The sequence below is a fragment of the Amycolatopsis acidicola genome, from assembly GCF_007713735.2.
Taxonomy (GTDB): domain Bacteria; phylum Actinomycetota; class Actinomycetes; order Mycobacteriales; family Pseudonocardiaceae; genus Amycolatopsis_E; species Amycolatopsis_E acidicola.
In genome coordinates, this window is the sequence record NZ_VMNW02000002.1 from 47152 (window position 1) to 63655 (window position 16504).

Annotated in this window: 19 protein-coding genes; 2 read left to right on the forward strand and 17 right to left on the reverse strand. The window is 70.1% G+C overall.

Translation table 11 applies throughout. The annotated features are described in order from the left end of the window. Positions 1-31: 31 nt before the first annotated feature. From FPZ12_RS01840 to FPZ12_RS45445, 16 genes are all read right to left on the reverse strand, one after another. Positions 32-1288, reverse strand: a complete 1257-nt coding sequence (locus FPZ12_RS01840; protein WP_144753543.1) for a bifunctional 3,4-dihydroxy-2-butanone-4-phosphate synthase/GTP cyclohydrolase II — start codon at positions 1286-1288, stop codon at positions 32-34. After that, positions 1285-1773, reverse strand: coding sequence for a flavin reductase family protein (locus FPZ12_RS01845; protein ID WP_144753546.1), 489 nt, complete (start codon positions 1771-1773; stop codon positions 1285-1287). The genes FPZ12_RS01840 and FPZ12_RS01845 overlap by 4 nt, the downstream gene beginning before the upstream one ends. Positions 1774-1833: 60 nt before the next feature. Further along, positions 1834-2919 carry an LLM class flavin-dependent oxidoreductase gene (locus tag FPZ12_RS01850; protein ID WP_144753549.1) on the reverse strand — a complete coding sequence of 362 codons (1086 nt, stop codon included), beginning with the start codon at positions 2917-2919 and terminating at the stop codon, positions 1834-1836. A 26-nt stretch (positions 2920-2945) separates the two neighbouring features. Continuing rightward, positions 2946-3371, reverse strand: a complete 426-nt coding sequence (locus FPZ12_RS01855; protein WP_144753552.1) for a nuclear transport factor 2 family protein — start codon at positions 3369-3371, stop codon at positions 2946-2948. A 115-nt stretch (positions 3372-3486) separates the two neighbouring features. Continuing rightward, positions 3487-4203, reverse strand: a complete 717-nt coding sequence (locus FPZ12_RS01860; protein WP_144753555.1) for an SDR family NAD(P)-dependent oxidoreductase — start codon at positions 4201-4203, stop codon at positions 3487-3489. Then, positions 4200-5000 carry an alpha/beta fold hydrolase gene (locus FPZ12_RS45970; RefSeq protein WP_208025702.1) on the reverse strand — a complete coding sequence of 267 codons (801 nt, stop codon included), beginning with the start codon at positions 4998-5000 and terminating at the stop codon, positions 4200-4202. Before FPZ12_RS45970 ends, FPZ12_RS01860 begins: the two co-directional genes overlap by 4 nt. 24 nt (positions 5001-5024) lie before the next feature. Beyond that, a complete protein-coding gene (locus FPZ12_RS45975) occupies positions 5025-6143 on the reverse strand; it encodes an LLM class flavin-dependent oxidoreductase (protein ID WP_208025703.1) in 1119 nt (372 codons plus the stop codon). Beyond that, positions 6140-7675 carry a long-chain-fatty-acid--CoA ligase gene (locus FPZ12_RS01870; RefSeq protein WP_144750666.1) on the reverse strand — a complete coding sequence of 512 codons (1536 nt, stop codon included), beginning with the start codon at positions 7673-7675 and terminating at the stop codon, positions 6140-6142. The genes FPZ12_RS45975 and FPZ12_RS01870 overlap by 4 nt, the downstream gene beginning before the upstream one ends. Then, positions 7672-8697 (reverse strand): LLM class flavin-dependent oxidoreductase, encoded by a 1026-nt coding sequence (locus FPZ12_RS01875; RefSeq protein ID WP_144750664.1) that lies wholly within the window; start codon positions 8695-8697, stop codon positions 7672-7674. Before FPZ12_RS01875 ends, FPZ12_RS01870 begins: the two co-directional genes overlap by 4 nt. 94 nt (positions 8698-8791) lie before the next feature. Further along, positions 8792-9775 (reverse strand): phosphotransferase family protein, encoded by a 984-nt coding sequence (locus FPZ12_RS01880; RefSeq protein ID WP_144750662.1) that lies wholly within the window; start codon positions 9773-9775, stop codon positions 8792-8794. After that, a complete protein-coding gene (locus tag FPZ12_RS01885) occupies positions 9772-11052 on the reverse strand; it encodes an acyl-CoA dehydrogenase family protein (protein ID WP_144750660.1) in 1281 nt (426 codons plus the stop codon). The genes FPZ12_RS01880 and FPZ12_RS01885 overlap by 4 nt, the downstream gene beginning before the upstream one ends. A 152-nt stretch (positions 11053-11204) precedes the next feature. Continuing rightward, complete coding sequence (locus FPZ12_RS01890; protein WP_144750658.1) at positions 11205-12827, reverse strand: hypothetical protein; 1623 nt, start codon at positions 12825-12827, stop codon at positions 11205-11207. A 161-nt stretch (positions 12828-12988) separates the two neighbouring features. Next, a complete protein-coding gene (locus FPZ12_RS01895) occupies positions 12989-13267 on the reverse strand; it encodes a hypothetical protein (RefSeq protein WP_144750656.1) in 279 nt (92 codons plus the stop codon). A 136-nt stretch (positions 13268-13403) separates the two neighbouring features. Next, a complete protein-coding gene (locus FPZ12_RS01900; protein WP_144750654.1) occupies positions 13404-13838 on the reverse strand; it encodes a MarR family winged helix-turn-helix transcriptional regulator in 435 nt (144 codons plus the stop codon). 63 nt (positions 13839-13901) lie between these two features. Further along, positions 13902-14057, reverse strand: coding sequence for a hypothetical protein (locus FPZ12_RS45440; protein WP_166462530.1), 156 nt, complete (start codon positions 14055-14057; stop codon positions 13902-13904). After that, on the reverse strand, positions 14042-14200 hold the full coding sequence (locus tag FPZ12_RS45445; RefSeq protein ID WP_166462531.1) for a hypothetical protein: 159 nt from the start codon (positions 14198-14200) through the stop codon (positions 14042-14044). Before FPZ12_RS45445 ends, FPZ12_RS45440 begins: the two co-directional genes overlap by 16 nt. Positions 14201-14368: 168 nt before the next feature. Here FPZ12_RS45445 and FPZ12_RS01905 point away from each other — a divergent pair, with 168 nt between their 5' ends. After that, a complete protein-coding gene (locus tag FPZ12_RS01905) occupies positions 14369-14842 on the forward strand; it encodes a hypothetical protein (RefSeq protein WP_144750652.1) in 474 nt (157 codons plus the stop codon). Between the two features lie 46 nt (positions 14843-14888). Then, positions 14889-15458 (forward strand): GDSL-type esterase/lipase family protein, encoded by a 570-nt coding sequence (locus tag FPZ12_RS01910; protein WP_144750650.1) that lies wholly within the window; start codon positions 14889-14891, stop codon positions 15456-15458. Positions 15459-15605: 147 nt separating this feature from the next. Here the strand turns inward: FPZ12_RS01910 and FPZ12_RS01915 are convergent, their stop codons facing one another. After that, positions 15606-16481 (reverse strand): LysR substrate-binding domain-containing protein, encoded by an 876-nt coding sequence (locus FPZ12_RS01915; protein WP_144750648.1) that lies wholly within the window; start codon positions 16479-16481, stop codon positions 15606-15608. Between the last annotated feature and the right edge of the window lie 23 nt (positions 16482-16504).

The following is a 16504-nucleotide window of genomic DNA, read 5'->3' on the forward strand; positions in this document are numbered from 1 at the left end:
ACCGCCTTCACCGTTGAGTGCGGGCCAGTCGTCACTGTGCCTTACCGTGCGGCTGCGCACCATTACCCCAGAGGGCGGTGTGCTCCAGCTCGTGCTCCATCCGGTCACGCTTCGTGCGCAGGTAGCGCACGTTGTGTGGGGTCGGGGTGACCGGGAGCCGGACGCGGCCGACGATCTCGAGCGGGTAGCCGTCGAGGCCGCCGTACTTGGCGGGGTTGTTGGTGATCAGTCGCAGCCTGCGTACGCCGAGGTGGCTGAGGATCTGGGCGCCGATGCCGTAGCTGCGGGAGTCCACGGGCAGGCCCTGGGCGAGGTTGGCGTCGACGGTGTCGAGGCCCTGTTCCTGCAGCGCGTAGGCGCGGATCTTGTGCGCGAGACCGATGCCGCGTCCTTCGTGTCCGCGCAGGTAGACCACGACGCCGCGGCCTTCGTCGGCGATCGCCCGCAGGGCTTGTTCGAGCTGGGCTCCGCAGTCGCAGCGCAGGGAGCCGAGGATGTCGCCGGTGAGGCATTCGCTGTGCACGCGGACGAGGGCCCCGGCTTCGGTGCGGCCGGCGGCGGCCACGTCGCCGAGGACGAGTGCGAGGTGTTCGGTGCCGTCCACCGAGCGATAGGCCACCGAACGGAAGTCGCCGAACACGGTGGGCATGGCGGCTTCGGCGACGGCGTCGACGAGGGGTTCGGTGGCCCTGCGGTGGCGGACGAGGTCGGCGATCCGCAGCATCGGCAGGCCGTGGCGCCGCGCGAATTCGGTGAGCGCCGGGCCGCGCAACATCGAGCCGTCGTCGGCGACGAGTTCGGAGATCACGCCGGTGTCGCCCGCGCCCGCCATGCGGACGAGGTCGACGGCGGCTTCGGTGTGCCCGGCGCGGACGAGGACTCCGCCTTCGCGTGCTCGCAGCGGGAAGATGTGTCCTGGCCTGCGAAGGTCGCCGGGATCGGTGTCGTGTGACGCGAGCGCGCGGACCGTGGCGGCCCTGTCGTGCGCGGACACGCCGGTGCCGGTGCTCGCGTGGTCGACGCTGACGGTGAACGCCGTGGCGTGCGGGTCGGTGTTGTCGGCGACCATCGGTGGCAGGTGCAAGGCGTCCGCCCGGGCGCCGGTCATCGGCGCGCACACGATCCCGGTGCTGTGCCGGACGAGGAACGCCATGCTCTCCACGGTCATCGTGCCCGCGGCCGCGATGAGGTCGCCCTCGTCCTCACGGTCGGCGTCGTCGAGCACGACGGCCATGCCGCCCTCGGCGAGCGCCGCGACGGCGGCGCGCACCCGCTCCTCGGCGCTCATCGCGCGCCCGCCACGTGGGTGCCGAACTCCCGCGAGTGGTAGGTCAGCGGCGGGACCGCGAGCCGTTCCGCGGCCGTCACCAGACCGAGCGCGACGACGTGATCGCCGCCCTCCACCAGTTCGTGGACTTCACAGGCGAGCCAGCCCGCGGCACCGGGCATCCGGGGCAGGCCATGGGAATCCAGCCACGGGACGCCGTCGAACTTGTCGGCTCCCTTGCGCGCGAACCGGGTGGCCAGCGCTTCCTGCCCGCTCGCGAGCACGTTCAGCCCGAACCGGCCGTGCGCGCGGACCAGCGCCAGCAGTTCGGAGCCGCGGTCGAGCGCGACCAGGATCATCGGTGGCTCCATGGACAGCGAGGTGAAGGCGCTCACCGTCGTGCCGTGCGGCCGTCGTCCGTCCATTGTGGTCACCACGGACACCGGGGTGCAGACCCCGGCCATCACGTCGCGGAACTCCGCCGCGGGTGGGCTCGTCGTTTCCATCGCCACGCTCCAGCCTCGTCGTGGCCCCGGCGGTCCGGGGCCACGACGCGCTCGTCCGCCTCAGACCCCGGCCGGGGCCTTGGCCTTCATCTTGTGCAGTTCGGGAACGACCTTCTCGCCGAAGAGCTTCATGCTCGCCTCGGCCTTGTCCAGCGGCAGGCCGCCGAAGCAGAACGCCGCGTTGGCCATGAAGTTCCCGCCGATTTCGGCGCGCTCGGCGTACTTCTCCACGATCTGCTCGGGGGTGCCGTACACGTTGGCCTCGACGTAGGCGCTGGCCGCGTTCTCCATGCCGGCCTCGCGGATCATGTCCGCGCCGACCTGGTACGCCTCGTAGCCCTTGGTCTCGCGCCAGTGGGAACCGGCGAAGTCGTAGTGCTTGATGACCGAGAGGAAGTACTGCGAGATGTGCTCGTGCGCGAGCCGCTTCGCCTCCTCGGGATCTTCGTGGCAGTACACGAAGTCCTGGATCAGCGCCGGCCCCGGCTCGGTGCCGTGCTTCTCGCGGTGCAGGCCGCGCCAGCGTTCCAAAGCCTCGACGTGCGTGGGGAAGTCGTACTGCATGAAGGTCATCATCTGGGCGCCGAGATCGGCGACGGCCGGGATGGAGTCGGGCGACATCGCGACGCCGAACAGCCTGCCGTCCCAGGACCGATCGCCGCGCGGGCGTACGTTGACGCGCGGCTGCGGGTAGAAGGGGCCGTCGTTCTCCACGTAGCCGTTCTCGAGCCCGCGGATGATCATGGCGGCGGCTTCGTCGAACCGGCCGCGGGACTCGTTCATGTCGACCCGGAAACCCTCGTACTCCATTTTGGCCAGGCCGCGGCCCATACCGAACAGCACGCGGCCGCCGGACATGTGGTCGAGCATGGTGACCTTCTCGACCACGCGCAGCGGGTCGTTCCAGGGCAGGATCACCGCGCCGGTGCCGAGTTTGATCCGCGAGGTCTGCCCGGCGAGGTAGGCCATGATCTGGAGGTTGTCCGGGCACATCGAGTAGTCGTCGAAATGGTGTTCGGCGGACCAGACCGAGTCGAAGCCGTACTTCTCGGCGAGCACGCCCATGTTCAGCTCGCGGGTGAACACCTCCTCGTCGGTGATGTTCTCGAACCAGTTCTGGAAGACCAGCAGCATGCCGACGTCCATCGGATTTCCCTTCGGTAGTAGGTGGTTCAGGGCGCCAGGAAGATCGCGCGGGTGTGCTCGGTGTCCAGGAACTCCTTGATGCTCAGGATCTTCCCGTCGCGGACCTCGAACACGAAGTGGTAGAGGTTGTTGTAGACACGGCCGTTGCGCAGTTCCGAATAGGACTCGGTTTCCACGGCGACGCGCGCGCCTTCCGCGGTCCAGGCCTTCGGGGTCAGCCGGATGGCGCCGGAGACGGTCAGCGCGGAGAGCCCGGAGAGCATCTCCCCGAACTCCTGCTTGTTCTTGGTCCCGGAGATGCCCTCCAGGTTCCCGGCCACCCACCAGGTGGCGCTGTCGTCGAGGTAGGACAGGATGGCCGGGACGTCTCCGGTGGAGAAGACCTCCATGAAGGCGGCGACGGTGTCCTTGTTGAGTTCCTCGGCGGTCTTGGGTTCGGTGCCGGCAGTCATCAGCGGATCGCTCCTCGTTGAACGGTGGATGCCGGGTTCGGACGTTAGCCAGGGTTTCCGGCCGTGCGAACGGGTTCTCGCGGCCGCCGTTGGAGGCAGGCACAAACACCCGCGGTCACCGGTGTCCCCCGAAGGTGGCGAGCAGGCCGCCGTCCACGGGCACGGTCGCCCCGGTCATGTAGGTGGACCTGGCCACCGCGACGATCACCTCGGCGATTTCGGGCGCGGTCCCGGTGCGCCCGAAGGGGATGGTGCCGACGATGCGCTCGCGCGCGCGGTCGCTGAGCCCGGCGGTCATGTCGGTGTCCACAAAGCCGGGCACGACGAGGTTCACCCTGATCCCGCGCGGCGCGAGCTCGACGGCCAGCACCTGGGTCAGCCCGGACAGTCCCGCTTTGGCCGAGCCGTAGGCGACGTCGCCGGGGAAGCCGCGGAACCCGACGACCGCGCCGACGTTGACGATGGCCGCGCCCGGCCGCAGCCGGGGTGTCAGCGCGCGGCACACCTCGAACGCGCCGGTGAGGTTGGTGGCCAGGACGTCGTCCCAGGCGGACCGGTCGATGGTGTCGATCCGCCCGCCCCGGTGCACGCCGGCGCCGTTGACGACGACGTCGATCTCGCCGAGTTGTTCGTGGACGGTGTCGAGTCCGCGGCGGATCGAGTCCGGGTCGGTGACGTCGGTCTTCACCTCGAGCACCCGCGGCGGCAGCCCGGATTCCGCGGCCGCCGGGGATCTGGCGAAGGTGGCCACCTGCCCGCCCTCGGCCGCGACCTGTTCGACGACCGCGCGGCCGATGCCGCGGGAACCGCCGGTGACCAGCCACGTGGTCATCGGGCGAGAAACCCGGTGAGCTCGGCGAGGTAGCGCTCGCGGAATTCGAGGAACGGCGCGTGCCCGCAGCCGGGGAACTCCACGAGCGTCGCGTCCGAGCACAGTTCGCGCGCGGCCTTGGCGCCGGAGAAGGGCACGAACCCGTCGTCGGTGCCGTGCAGAGACAGCACCGGGATTTCCAGCGCGCCCAGCGTTTTCCGCTGGTCGATCTCGGCCAGTGACCGCAGCGAGTCGTCGCCGCGGGGCCCCATTTCGAGGAACATGCCCCACATCCAGGCGACGACCTGCTCGCTGACGGGTGCCACGCAGACCGCGTCGGCGACGCCCTTCAAGGTGGTGGCGCGGTCGGTGGCGAGGCCGTCGAGTACGCCCTGGACGTCGTCGAGCGTGCCGCCGTGCGGCCAGCCCGGCGCGGAGGTGTAGCGCGGCGTCGCGCCGCCGGTCAGCACCAGCCCTCCGGCCTGGGAACCCAGGCGCGCCACGGCATCCACGGCGACCGTGCCGCCGAGCGACCAGCCGTTGATCACCGGCCGGCGCAGGTTGAGCCGTTCGCACAGCAACGCCACGTCGGCGCCGAGTGCTTCGATCGAGACGTCGTCGAAGTCGTTGTCCGAGCGCCCGCACGTGCGCTGGTCCAGCAGGACGACTTCGTGGCCCCGCGCGATCAGCGCCGGTGCCACGGTGTCCCAGCAGCGCCCGGTGGCGCCCCAGCCGTGCACCAGCACCACCGGGCGGCCGGCGCCCGAATGGTGCTCGAAGTAGATCCGCCTGCTTCCCTCGACCTCGAGATATGCCATGGTTTCCGCCTTTCTTCCTCGGGTTCAGCGAATCGCGGCGACCTCGTCCCGCAGCGCTCGCGGCACGACCGGCGGCCGGTCGCGGAAGCGCGGGATGACGTGTTCGGCGAACAGTTCCAGTGAGCTGAGCACCTTCTCGTGCGCCAGGCCACCGAAGCGCATCCAGCAGATCAGGTGCTGCAGGCCGGTTTCCTCGTACAGCGTCTCGATTTCGGCGACGAGCCCGTCCGGGTCGCCGACGTAGACGACGCCGCTTTCGCGAAGCCCGTCGAGCGTCAGCCCGCCCGCTTCGTCCGACGCGGCGACCAGCTCCGCGTAGCGTTCGTAGGTGCGGGGCACGCCGGGGCCGCTGGGCACGAGGTCGAGAACGTTGCGGTAGTACCAGGAAAGCGGGCCGGCGGCGTTCTCGACGGCCTGTTCGGTGGTCGTGGCGAGGTGGATCTGCCAGTTCATCGGGAAGTCGAGGGAGAGCGGGTCGCGGCCGCTCGCGATGAGCCCGCGCTTGATGTCCACGACGAGACGGTTCAGCTCGGGCAGCGTCATCAGGGTCGGGGTGACGAGCATGTCGTAGCCCTGCGAGGCGACGAGGCCGAAGGTCTCCGGGCTGATCGACGCGACGTACATCGGCGGGGTCGGGCGTTGCAGCGGGGTGGGTCTGCATTGGACGCCGTCGAGCTGGAAATGCTTGCCGTGGAAGGAGAACGGCTCACCGGCGGGACGGCTCCAGAGCCCGCGGATGATCTCCAGCGCTTCGCCGAACACCTCGCGGCTGACGTCCTGGCGATCGCCGACGCCCATGTTGTGGAACTCGCCGGGCTGGTACCCGCGCCCGGCCCCGAAGTCGAGCCGCCCGCCGGAGAGGACGTCGACCATGGCGTAGTCCTCGGCCACGCGCACCGGCCAGTCGAAGGTCAGGTTGCTGACCGCGATGCCGATCCGCATCCGCTCGGTGCGTTCGGCGATGGCCGCGGCGGCGACCTGCGGGGAGGGCATCGAGCCGTAGTCGCTGCCGTGGTGCTCGGCCAGCCACACTTCGTCGAACCCGAGGTGCTCGGCGTAGCTGACCTGCGCGAGCATTTCGCGGTAGGCGCGCCGGAAGTCGTGGTCGGGGCACTCCAGCACGTAGAAGATCCCGAACCTCATGACGGCCCCCGGGTCTTCTCCCGCAGCGCGCGCTTGTCGATCTTGCCGACGCTCGTGCGGGGCAGGGCGTCGGTGACGAGGATCTGCTCGGGCAGCCACCAGCGGGGCACCCGTTCGTGGAGATCGGCGAGCAGCTCGTCCTCGCCGAGGGGGCGATCCAGTACGACGACCGCGAGCGGGCGTTCCTGCCAGCGTTCGTGCGGGACCGCGATCACGGCGGCCTCGGCCACGGCGGGGTGCGCCAGCAGCGCTTGTTCCAGCGCGACGGAGCTGATCCATTCGCCGCCGCTCTTGATGAGGTCCTTGGCGCGGTCGACGATTTCGAGGTAGCCGTCGGGGTCGATGGTGGCGATGTCCCCGGTGCGCAGCCAGCCGCCGGGGAAGCTTTCGGGGTGCTCGTCGCGGAAGTACGCGGTCGCGACCCACGGCCCGCGGATCAGGAGCTCGCCGGGGGTCTTGCCGTCGTGCGGCTGGTCGCGGCCCTCGTCGTCGACGAGGCGCCAGCGCAGCCCGGGCAGCAGCCTGCCCTGTTTGCGGATGTACCGCCTGCGGGCCGGCGGGTCGCCTTCGGCCGAGGGCAGGGGGCGGGAGAACGTGCCCATCGGGCTGATCTCGGTCATGCCCCAGCCCTGGAACACCGGGACGCCGAGGTCTTCTTCGAGGGTGCGCACGAGGTCGTCGCCGGGCGGGGAGCCGCCGAGGACGAGGGCGCGGAGGCTGCTGAGGTCGGTGCCCGCGGACTGGGCGTGGCGGACGAGGTCGACGGCGACGGTCGGCACCATGCCGGTGTAGGTGACCCGTTCGGCCTCGATGATCGCGGCGATCTCGGCCGGTGCCGGGTGGGGACCGGGCAGCACCTGGTTCGCGCCCGTCATCAGCGCCGCGAACGGGATACCCCAGGCGTTGGCGTGGAACATCGGCACCACGTGCAGCACGGTGTCGCGCTCGCTGATCGCGTGCCCGTCGGCGAGGCACGCGGCGAGCGTGTGGAGATACAGGGAACGGTGGGAGTAGCCGACGCCTTTGGGTGGGCCGGTGGTGCCGGAGGTGTAGCAGAGCGCGGCGAGATCGTTCTCGCCGACGGGCGGGGGACCGGACAGCGGTGTGGCGGAGGCGATCAGGTCTTCGTAACCGGGCCCGTCCGTGGCGATCACGGTCGGGCGCGCCTTCTCGAGCGCGGGCAGCAGGGACGTGTCGGCGAAGACGACGCGGTCGTCGGCGTGGTCGAGGATGTAGGCGATCTCGGCGGGTTCCAGCCGCAGGTTGACCGTGTGCAGCACCGCCCCCGCCAACGGCACGGCGTAGTACAGCTCCAGGTGGCGATGGTGGTTCCAGGCGAGGGTGGCGACCCGATCACCGGGCCGGACACCCAGCTCGCGCAGCGCGCCCGCGAGCCGCGTGACGCGCTCGTAGTACTCGCGGTAGGTCCGGCGTGACGTCCGCCCGCCGTGCTCGTACTGCACGATCTCCTTGCCGGGGAACGTTTCCCGCGCGCGGGCGAGCAGGTCGGTGAGCAGCAGCGGGGTGTTCACCCTGTCACGTCCAGCCGCTGCCGTACCTGGGGCACCACCTTGGTCGCGAGCAGTTCCACGCGCGCGGACCCGCTGTCCACGGGTTCGCCGGGCAGCTGTGCCCAGAAGTGCACGTCCTTGATCTGCGGCCGGTTCCGCAGCAGCGCGGTCAGCTCGTCGACGGCGGTGGCCGGGTCCCACAGCTGGAAGGCGCCGGCCTCCAGGATCTGGCCGGGGTCGGTGAACCGCGGCACGTCATCGGGCGGGCCGAAGGCGCCCCAGGAGATGTAGTTGTTGAGCTGGTAGAGGGCGTGTTCGCCGATGCGGGCCCATTCGCGTTCGGGGTCCTCGGCGATCACGGCCCACTGGCCGGCGTAGATCTCCCCGTCCGCGGCGGACTTCCCGGCTCGCTCCAGAGCGTCCACATAGGACTGGTGGTGGGCGTTCTGGGTGCTGAGGAACCCGTCGCCGATGCGGGCGGCGCGCTCGATCGCCTTGTCCGCCATCGCGCCGACGAGCAGTTTCGGCGGCCGCTCGGGCTGAGGCGTGATCTGCAGGGCGGGCAGCCGGAACCTCTTGCCCTCGAAGGGTTCCGCGGACCCGGACCACGCGCGGCGGATCAGCCCGACGCTCTCTTCGAGCAGGCTCGGCCGGTGCCGCAGATCCCGGTCGAAGGCGGCGAACTCGGGGGCCCAGTAGCCCTGTCCGACGCCGAGGTCGAAGCGGCCGCCGGTCAGCAGCGACACCGTCGCGGCGTCTTCGGCGAGGCGGACGGGGTTGTGCAGGGGGGCGACGATCAGGTTCGTCCCGATCCGCAGGCTCGACGTGCGTTCGCCGATCGCCGCCGCGAGCGTGAACGGCGAGGGGGTGTAGCCGTCGTCGCAGAAGTGGTGCTCGGTCAGCCAGACCGAGCCGAGTCCGAGGCTTTCCGCCCACGCGATCTGGTCCAGCGCCTCGCGGTAGAGGGTGCTGAACGGGCGGTGCCAGCGCGCCGGGTTGCGGAAGTCGTACCAGAGTCCGAAAGTCGGTGCTGTTTCGGTCACGCCGTCTCCTTTGTCGACGTTGCTGCTACCCGGCGAGCGTGCCGCGCGGGCGCAGGGGAACCCAAGCCCCGCGGGCCCGGGTCGTTGTGGAGTCCTACAAAATCCCCGCGGCGGCCGCGGCTTCGTCCAGCAGGGCGGGCACGTCGTGTTCGAGCGCCGCCGCGTACGGGGTGTTCAGTTCGCCCGCGAGGTACTGCGACCAGGCCGCTTCGACGATGGCGGCGAGTTTGAACAGCGCGAGGCACTGGTAGTAGCCGATGGCCTCGACGCCGCGCCCGGTGGCTTCGCGGTAGCGGGCGAGGAGATGTTCTCGCGGCGGGGCGCCCGGCAGGCGGGACACGGCCTGGATCGCGGGCATACCCGGGTGTTCCCGCTCGCCCCAGAACGCGAGCAGCAGCCCGAGGTCGAGCAGCGGGTCGCCGATCGTGGCCATCTCCCAGTCGATCACCGCGAGCAGCCGTGGCTCCCGTGCGGAGAACAGGCAGTTGTCGAGGTGGAAGTCCCCGTGCAGCAAGGCGGGCTCACCGTCGTCGGGCCGGTTGTCGGTGAGCCAGGTGGCGACGCGGTCCAGCATCGGCAGCGGGCGGCGGGCGATACTCTGCCACTGCCGGTACCAGCGGGGGACCTGGCGTTCGAGAAACCGTTCGGGGCGGCCGAAATCGCCGAGCCCGGCGGCTCGCCAGTCGACGCGGTGGACCGCGGCGAGCGCGTCGACGACTTCGTCCGCGAGCCGCGTGAGATCGCGAGGGCCGTAGGTTCCGGGCAGCTCGCTGGTGATCGACACCGCGTCCGGCACGTGTTCCATCACCAGGAACGGCGGGTCCTCGGACAACGCGATCGGCCGGGGCGCGGCGACTTCGGTATCGGCGAGAGCGGTCAGGAGCCGGTGTTCCCTGGAGACGCTGTGCGCCGACGCCGACAAGGCGTGGGGCGGCGGCCTGCGCAGGACGTAGCTGGCGTCGGCGCAGGTGAGCAGGCAGGTCTCGTTCGAGTTCCCGCCGGTGAGGGGGCGCAGCTCCCACGGCCCGGGCCGGCCGGTGTGCGCCGTGAGCCAGTCCAGGTCGAGCGCGGCCGTCACTGCGCGGCCACCGCGAGTTCGAGATGGCCGCGGAACCGTTCGAGCGCGGCCTCGCGGCGGGTGGGGATGTGCTCGGACGGGACTTCGCGCGCGGTGTAGTCCTTGAGCAGCCTGCGCGCGACGCTCACGCGGTGCACCTCGTCCGGGCCGTCGTAGATCCGCGCCGCGCGGGCCCAGCGGTACATCTGCTCCAGCGGCATGTCCGTGGAGAACCCCAGTGAGCCGTGCACCTGGATGGCGCGGTCGATCACGTCGTGGAGCACGGTCGCGCCGTGGTACTTGATCATCGCGATGTCCGTGCGGGCGGCCTTCGCGCCCACCTGGTCGATCTTCCACGCGGTCTGCAGGGTCAGCAGCCGCGCGGACTCGATCGCCGCGGCGGAGTCGGCGACCCAGTTCTGCACGGTCTGTTTTTCCGAAAGCAGGCTGCCGTGCACGTCGATGCTGACGGCGCGCTCGCACAGCATGTCGAACGCGCGGCGGCAGACGCCGATCCAGCGCATGCAGTGGTGGATGCGGCCGGGGCCGAGCCGGTGCTGCGCCAGCGCGAACGCCTCACCGCGCGTGCCGAGCAGGTTCTCCGCGGGCACGCGCACGTCGTCGTAGCCGACCTCGCAGTGCGACCACACGGGATTGCGGTGCTCGGGGTCGTTCATCAGGCCGATCTCGCGGGTGGTGATGCCGGGGACGCTCGTCGGCACGATGAGCATCGACATCCGCCGGTGCGGGGCGGCGCCGGGTTCGGTGACGGCCATGACGATGTGGAAGTCGGCGCGGGAAGCGTTGCCCACGAACCATTTTCGGCCGTTGAGCACCCATTCGTCCCCGTCGAGGCGGGCGGAGGTGGTGAACTGGCGGGGGTCGGACCCGGTGCCCTGTTCGGTCATCGAGAACGCGCTGAGCAGGGTGCCGTCGAGCAGCGGGTGCATCCAGCGGGCGCGCTGGTCCTCGGTGCCCGCGACCGCCAGCAGCTCGGCGTTGCCGGAGTCCGGGGCCTGGCACCCGAACACGTACGAGGCGAGTTCGGTGGTGCCGAGGATCTCGTGCAGGAGCCCGAGGCGCAGCTGCCCGTAGCCCTGGCCGCCGAGTTCGGGACCGAGGTGCGCCGCCCACAGCCCCTGGTCTTTGACCTGCCGCTGCAGCGGCGCCGCGAGCCGGCGGAACCCGGCGTGGTCGAGGTCGAGCACCTCGAGCGGGTAGATCTCCTCCCGGACGAAGTCGCGCGCCCAGTCCAGTTTCGCCGCGAACTCGGGCTCGGTGGAGAAGTCCCAGGTCATCAGCCGCCCTCTCGATGCCGCCCCGCGTCACGGAGCTCCGACGCTTGCGGCTCGAACGCTAAAAGCCCCAGCAGCGCGACGGCCAGCGCCGGCGAGTGGGTGCTTTGTGGGATTCCACAGTGCTTCAGGTGTTCTTGGCCCTGGTGATGGCTTCAGTGGCGGTCGGTCGCGCGGGCGAGGTCGTTCGGGTCACCGTGCACGTGGACCTCGCCGATGTGGTCTTTGCGCCAGTCGCTCATGATCCGGTTGAAAGCGTCGCGCTGGTCGTCTTCGGTCGCGGAGTAGCTCTTCGCGGCCTTCTCCACCTCACGTGCGGCCACGATGTAGCGGCCGGTCGTGGTGCTGAGGAAGCCCTTGAGCTGGTTGCGTACGTCGATCAGGGCCTTGTCGCCTTCGGTGTGGCTGCCGTCTTCGCCTGCCAGGTCCTGGTCGGCGTCGTCGGTTTCGTTCACGAGCGTGGTGACTCCGTCGTAGGCGTTCCCCGCGTCAAAACACGCCTTGCTGATTCCGAGAATGGTGTCCACGTTCGCGGTGTAGCCGCCGCCCTTACCCGGCTTGGCGTGGTCGCCTTCGGGGTTTTTCCCGGTGAGGTCGAACAATTCCAGGTCGGCGCTCTTGATACTGTCGATCGTGGCCCGCAGCTGCTTCACCTTCTGCAGGTAGGCCTCCTCCATCTCGGCGAGTTTCGTCTTCAGCTCATCGATCTTGCCGCTGAGTGTCCTGACGATTTCCTCGACCTCTTCCGTGTAAGAAATCGTCGACGTCGACGGGAACAGCTTTCCCCCCAGCCACCCTGCCAGCGACAAGGATGCTCCCACGACGCCCCCGATGCCCGCGGTCTCCACCGCCGAATACACGCCGACAGCGGCCCCGAGCCCGCCCAGGTCGTCCCAGAACTCCCGGAGATCCGTCTTGGTCACGGCTGTCTCGCCGCAGGCCTTGGTCGCCGACTGCGCGGAATACAGCGTGTTGTTGCGGCATTTTTGAATGATCGCCCCGCGCATCGCGTAAAGATTCGCCACCGAACCGATGATGAGGGACTGGTTGTCGAAAGTGGGCACGCACGTCTTGAAGAATCCGTCCTTCGCGTGGTCGGCGCCCAAGCCGGTCCAGCCGGCCCAGAAGTCGTTGTCCTGGTCGCGCTCGCCCGAGAGGGAGTTGACGATGTTGATCAGGTCGTTGTCGTCGGCTGGCTGGAACCCCGGCTGGGCCGCCTGAGTGGGCGTGCGGTTGAGGCCCAGCCGACGGCCGGCGGTGAGGAGCGCGTCGTGGGCTTCCTGCAGTTTGTGCTGGTCGTGGGCGTCGAACAAGGGCATCTTGAAGTAGATGGCATCTCGCTCGCCGTAAGCCCACTGGTCGATCAGCTTCAGGTTGTCGCCGATGCCGCACCTGATGTGCGGTGGCACCTTGACGAGGCCACCCCCGTCGGCCGGAGTGCCGGGAACCTCGACCGTCTTGCCGTTCGTGCCGGTGTCGCCTTCGCACCGCACCGCGGACAGAGGCCCCTTCTGTCCGCCATCGACCCACTTGATGTACTTGCAGTCACCGAACACGATGTGGCAGCGCGCTGCTTTGGTGTGTGCGTCCCAGAGCTGCTGATCTGTCGGTGAGCCCTCACGCACGATGTACGTCGGGTAGTCGTAATCGTCGTTCTTGATCGCGTCGACGTATTTCTCGCGCCACCTCTTGGTCAGCGCGGCATGGAAGTCGTTCATCGCGACTGCCAGCGTGTGCGCGAAGTGGGTGTCGTAGATCGGTGAATTGGTGGGGCTCACTGGCCGCGTCCTTCCTGTGCGTGCACCTCGCGATCTGACGTGCCTGCGCCACGCGACGTTCCCAGTCCCTCCGGGCTATTGTGGTCGTGGTCCGATTTTCGGGTTTTTCCCGTTTACCGGGCGGGATCGGGGCGCTCCGTCGCGCGATGCGCCAGAGCGGATCACCAGTCGGTTATCCGCCAGGTTTCGGGCAGTGTCTCTTCCGACACCGGCTCATCGTCCGAGGCGGACCGGCGCGCCGGCGGGCGCCTTGTCCGGGGCGTGTGGCCGAGTGCGCCGGCCATCTCCTCGACCAGGCTTTCCACTTCCGCCGGCCGTGCCCAGGCCGCTGCCTTCGTGCGCAGTTCGGTGGCGATTTCCTGCTGCTGCTGGCGAAATGCCAGGTCCGACTCGGACGAACGACGGTCTCGCCCGGCAGCCCGAGGCCCATCGTCGGTCATGCCGACTCCCTTATTCGTGTGCGACGACTCCTCGGCACACTAACGCGGTACGTGGGCCGGCGTGCTGTTATCGAAATGATTCCGGGAATTCCGGTTCTCGTGGACGCGACGCGGGGCACGCTTGGTACCGGGCGAGTCAGTCCTGGACGAGGCGTTCGAGAATCGCCATCGCGGCGATCACCGTCTTCCGCTCGTCCTCGGTGCACCGGTCCTCGAGCTGCCCGGCGAGCCACTCGTCCCGGGCCCGCCTGCCTTCCGCGACCTGCTGGGTACCGGCCGCGGTGAGCACGATCAGCTGGCGGCGCCCGTCGGTGGGGTCCGGGCGCCGCTCCACCAGGCCGCGCTCGGCGAGCGGCGCCACCGTCGCCGTCATCGACTGGTGCCGGACTCCTTCGATGGCGGCCAGCTCGCTGATCGTCAACCCCTCGTCGCGGGACAAGCGGGCGAGCACGGACGCCTGCGAGAACGTGAGGTCCTCGGCGTCGGAAGCGCCGAGGATGCGGCGCCGCAACCGGCCCAGCACGGCACGGACCGCTTGGGAGGCCTGCACGGCCGATCGCGAAATGCTCATGCCGCCAGGCTAAGACCGGCAGGGCCCACTGTCCAGTTAGGACTGCGCAGTGTGGCCTGCCGATCACGTCGCGGCGCGCACCACGCTCCCGGCCAGTTCGGTGAGGCGGTCCCGGTCCCGGGCGCTGAGGTTCGCGGTGAGCGCGCGGACCCGGCGGCCGACTTCGCCCGCGTTCTCCGCGATGAGCCGTTTTCCTTCGGCGGTCAGGGAAACCAGCACCGCCCGCCCGTCGTGTTCAGCGGGCCCGTCGTGCTCAGGCCGTGCCCGCCGACCACGCCGGATTCACTCGGCCCGAGCAGGTTCTTGTTCGCCGTCTGGGCGGCGTTGGCCTGGTCGACGAGCTGGCGGCCGGTGCTGTTCATGGCGCCGGGTTCCATTTGCAGGTCTGGCTCGGTACCCCAAGGGGCGTTCCGGGAGGGGCGTCGACGCCGTCGGCCGCATCGGCGACGGAGAGCTCCTCTACTTCGTCGCGCTGGACGACGTCATGGGCACGATGGCCGAAAAAGCCGTCGTCGACAGACGCCGCACGCGTGATCGCCGCCGGGCGCGCGCCCGAACGCCTCGAACTCGTGAAACGGCTCGGCGCGGACGAAATCGTGAACCTCGCAGACGGCGCCGAGGCCCTCGGGCGTGCGGCGGCGGACGTCGACGTGGTGCTCGACTACCTGTGGGGAGAGCTGACGGAGCAGGCGATGCCCGCGCTCCTCAAAGCCCGCGCCGACCGCTCGAAACCCCTGACGTGGACGCAGATCGGCTCGATGGCGGGCACGGAGCTCACGCTGCCGTCGTTCCTCCTGCGGGCGGGCGCGCTGAACATCCTGGGCAGCGGGCAGGGTTCGGTGACCACGGCCGGAATCGTCGCCGAGCTCCCGGCGCTGGCGGCCGAGATCGCGCGGGGCACCTTCGCCGTCGAACCGGTGCCGTTCCCGCTGAGCGAGGCCGAAAAGGCCTGGCAGGCCACGGTTTCTCCCGGGCAGCGCATCGTGCTCACCGGTTCCGCCTGAGGAATTCCGGTACCCACCACCGCGTCCGCCCGGGCACAATCACCCGATGACCCTCGATCTGCGCGTCTGCTTCCTCGGCGACTCGTTCGTCGCCGGCGTCGGCGATCCGGAGTACCGGGGCTGGGCCGGTCGCGTCGCCGCCCGCACCGGGCAGCCGCTGACCTGCTACAACCTCGGCGTCCGCCGCGAGACCAGCGAGGACGTCCGGGCGCGGTGGCGGGCCGAATGCGCCCCACGGCTGCGCGGCGAAGTCAACGCGCTCGTCCTGTCCTTCGGCGTCAACGACACCCTCCAGGGCCTTCCCCCGGAGACCACGGTGGCGAACCTCGTGGCGATGCTGGGGGAGTGGCCCACTCTCGTCGTGGGCCCGCCGCCGATCGCCGACGACGAGCAGAACCGCCGCATCGCGGCGCTCGGCCAGGCACTTCGCGCCGCTTGCGCCGAGCGGACGACACCGTACGTGGACGTCTTCGGACCGTTGCGGGACACCAAGAGCTGGATGCGCGAGGTGGAAGCCGGTGACGGCGCGCACCCGGCAGCCGACGGGTACGCGGCATACGCCGAACTCGTTCATCCACAATGGACCACCTGGCTCGCGAGCCTCAGCCCACATTGAGGTCCCGGGCGAGCGCCCGCAGTGGACGGTTGTCAGGATGCCGAGCTGGTGGCCGACCGCTTGGCGCGGCTGGGGAGCGCATCGTTCCTCCTCCGTGCGGCCGCCCCCGCGATCCGTGACATGGAGCCGATGCGGCGCGCGACACGCTCAGCCGAACATCCTCCGCGCCCGTTCGATCAGGGCGCGCGCGGCCGGGCTGTTCGGCCCCGTCCCGCGCCACGCCAGCGCGAGCCCGCCCCGCAGCTTGGGGCGAGTGATCGTCAGCGGGTGCAGCTCCGGCGAGGACCGGGCGATCGAATCGGGCAGGATCGCCACCCCCAGGCCCCGCGCGGCGAGCTTCGCCAGCATCGGCGGCGCCCCGGCCTCGAACGCGATCCGCGGCCGGAACCCGGCGGCCGCGCAGGCGTGGTCCAGGTGCGAACGGATCCCGCTGCCCGATGGGAGGCTGATCAGCGGCCGGTCCCGCAACCCGGTCAGTGGCACGGAATCCCGCTCGGCGAGCTCGTGCCCGCGACTCACCGCGGCGGTGATCGACTCCTCGACCACGACCAGGATTTCCAGCTCCGGCAAGCGTTCCGCGCCGAGCGCGAGCAGCGCCGCGTCGAGCGAACCGTCCCGCAGCCCGGCGACCAGCTGATCGGAATTGCCCTCGGTCAGCGTGATCTCCACGCCCGGATGGTCGTCGTGGAACTCCGCCAGCAGCCCGGGCAGGTCCACGTTGTGCGAGGTCACCATGCCCACCGCGACATGCCCGCGGACCAGCCCGGTCAGCTCCTCCACCGTGCGCCGAGCTCCGTCCACCGCGGCCAGCGCGGCGCGCGCGTAGGGGAGTACGGCGGCGCCCGCCTCCGTGAGCCGCACCGTCCGCCCCGACCGGTCGAGCAGCTCCTGGCCCAGCTCCCGCTCCAGCCGCCTGATTTGCGCGCTCACCCCCGGCTGCGCCACGTGGACCTTCTCCGCGGCCCGCGTGAAGTTGGCTTCCTCGGCCACGGTGACGAAGTATTCGAGCTGCCGCAGTTCCATAACCGTTGATTCTAGTAAGCAGC

Excerpts from the sequence above, each read along its gene's own strand:
- FPZ12_RS01840 (WP_144753543.1), bottom strand. The coding sequence starts at position 1,288 with ATGAGCGCCGAGGAGCGGGTGCGCGCCGCCGTCGCGGCGCTCGCCGAG.
- FPZ12_RS01845 (WP_144753546.1), bottom strand. The coding sequence starts at position 1,773 with ATGGAAACGACGAGCCCACCCGCGGCGGAGTTCCGCGACGTGATGGCC.
- FPZ12_RS01850 (WP_144753549.1), bottom strand. The coding sequence starts at position 2,919 with ATGGACGTCGGCATGCTGCTGGTCTTCCAGAACTGGTTCGAGAACATC.
- FPZ12_RS01855 (WP_144753552.1), bottom strand. The coding sequence starts at position 3,371 with ATGACTGCCGGCACCGAACCCAAGACCGCCGAGGAACTCAACAAGGAC.
- FPZ12_RS01860 (WP_144753555.1), bottom strand. The coding sequence starts at position 4,203 with ATGACCACGTGGCTGGTCACCGGCGGTTCCCGCGGCATCGGCCGCGCG.
- FPZ12_RS45970 (WP_208025702.1), bottom strand. The coding sequence starts at position 5,000 with ATGGCATATCTCGAGGTCGAGGGAAGCAGGCGGATCTACTTCGAGCAC.
- FPZ12_RS45975 (WP_208025703.1), bottom strand. The coding sequence starts at position 6,143 with ATGAGGTTCGGGATCTTCTACGTGCTGGAGTGCCCCGACCACGACTTC.
- FPZ12_RS01885 (WP_144750660.1), bottom strand. The coding sequence starts at position 11,052 with ATGACCTGGGACTTCTCCACCGAGCCCGAGTTCGCGGCGAAACTGGAC.
- FPZ12_RS01895 (WP_144750656.1), bottom strand. The coding sequence starts at position 13,267 with ATGACCGACGATGGGCCTCGGGCTGCCGGGCGAGACCGTCGTTCGTCC.
- FPZ12_RS01900 (WP_144750654.1), bottom strand. The coding sequence starts at position 13,838 with ATGAGCATTTCGCGATCGGCCGTGCAGGCCTCCCAAGCGGTCCGTGCC.
- FPZ12_RS45445 (WP_166462531.1), bottom strand. The coding sequence starts at position 14,200 with ATGAACAGCACCGGCCGCCAGCTCGTCGACCAGGCCAACGCCGCCCAG.
- FPZ12_RS01910 (WP_144750650.1), top strand. The coding sequence starts at position 14,889 with ATGACCCTCGATCTGCGCGTCTGCTTCCTCGGCGACTCGTTCGTCGCC.
- FPZ12_RS01915 (WP_144750648.1), bottom strand. The coding sequence starts at position 16,481 with ATGGAACTGCGGCAGCTCGAATACTTCGTCACCGTGGCCGAGGAAGCC.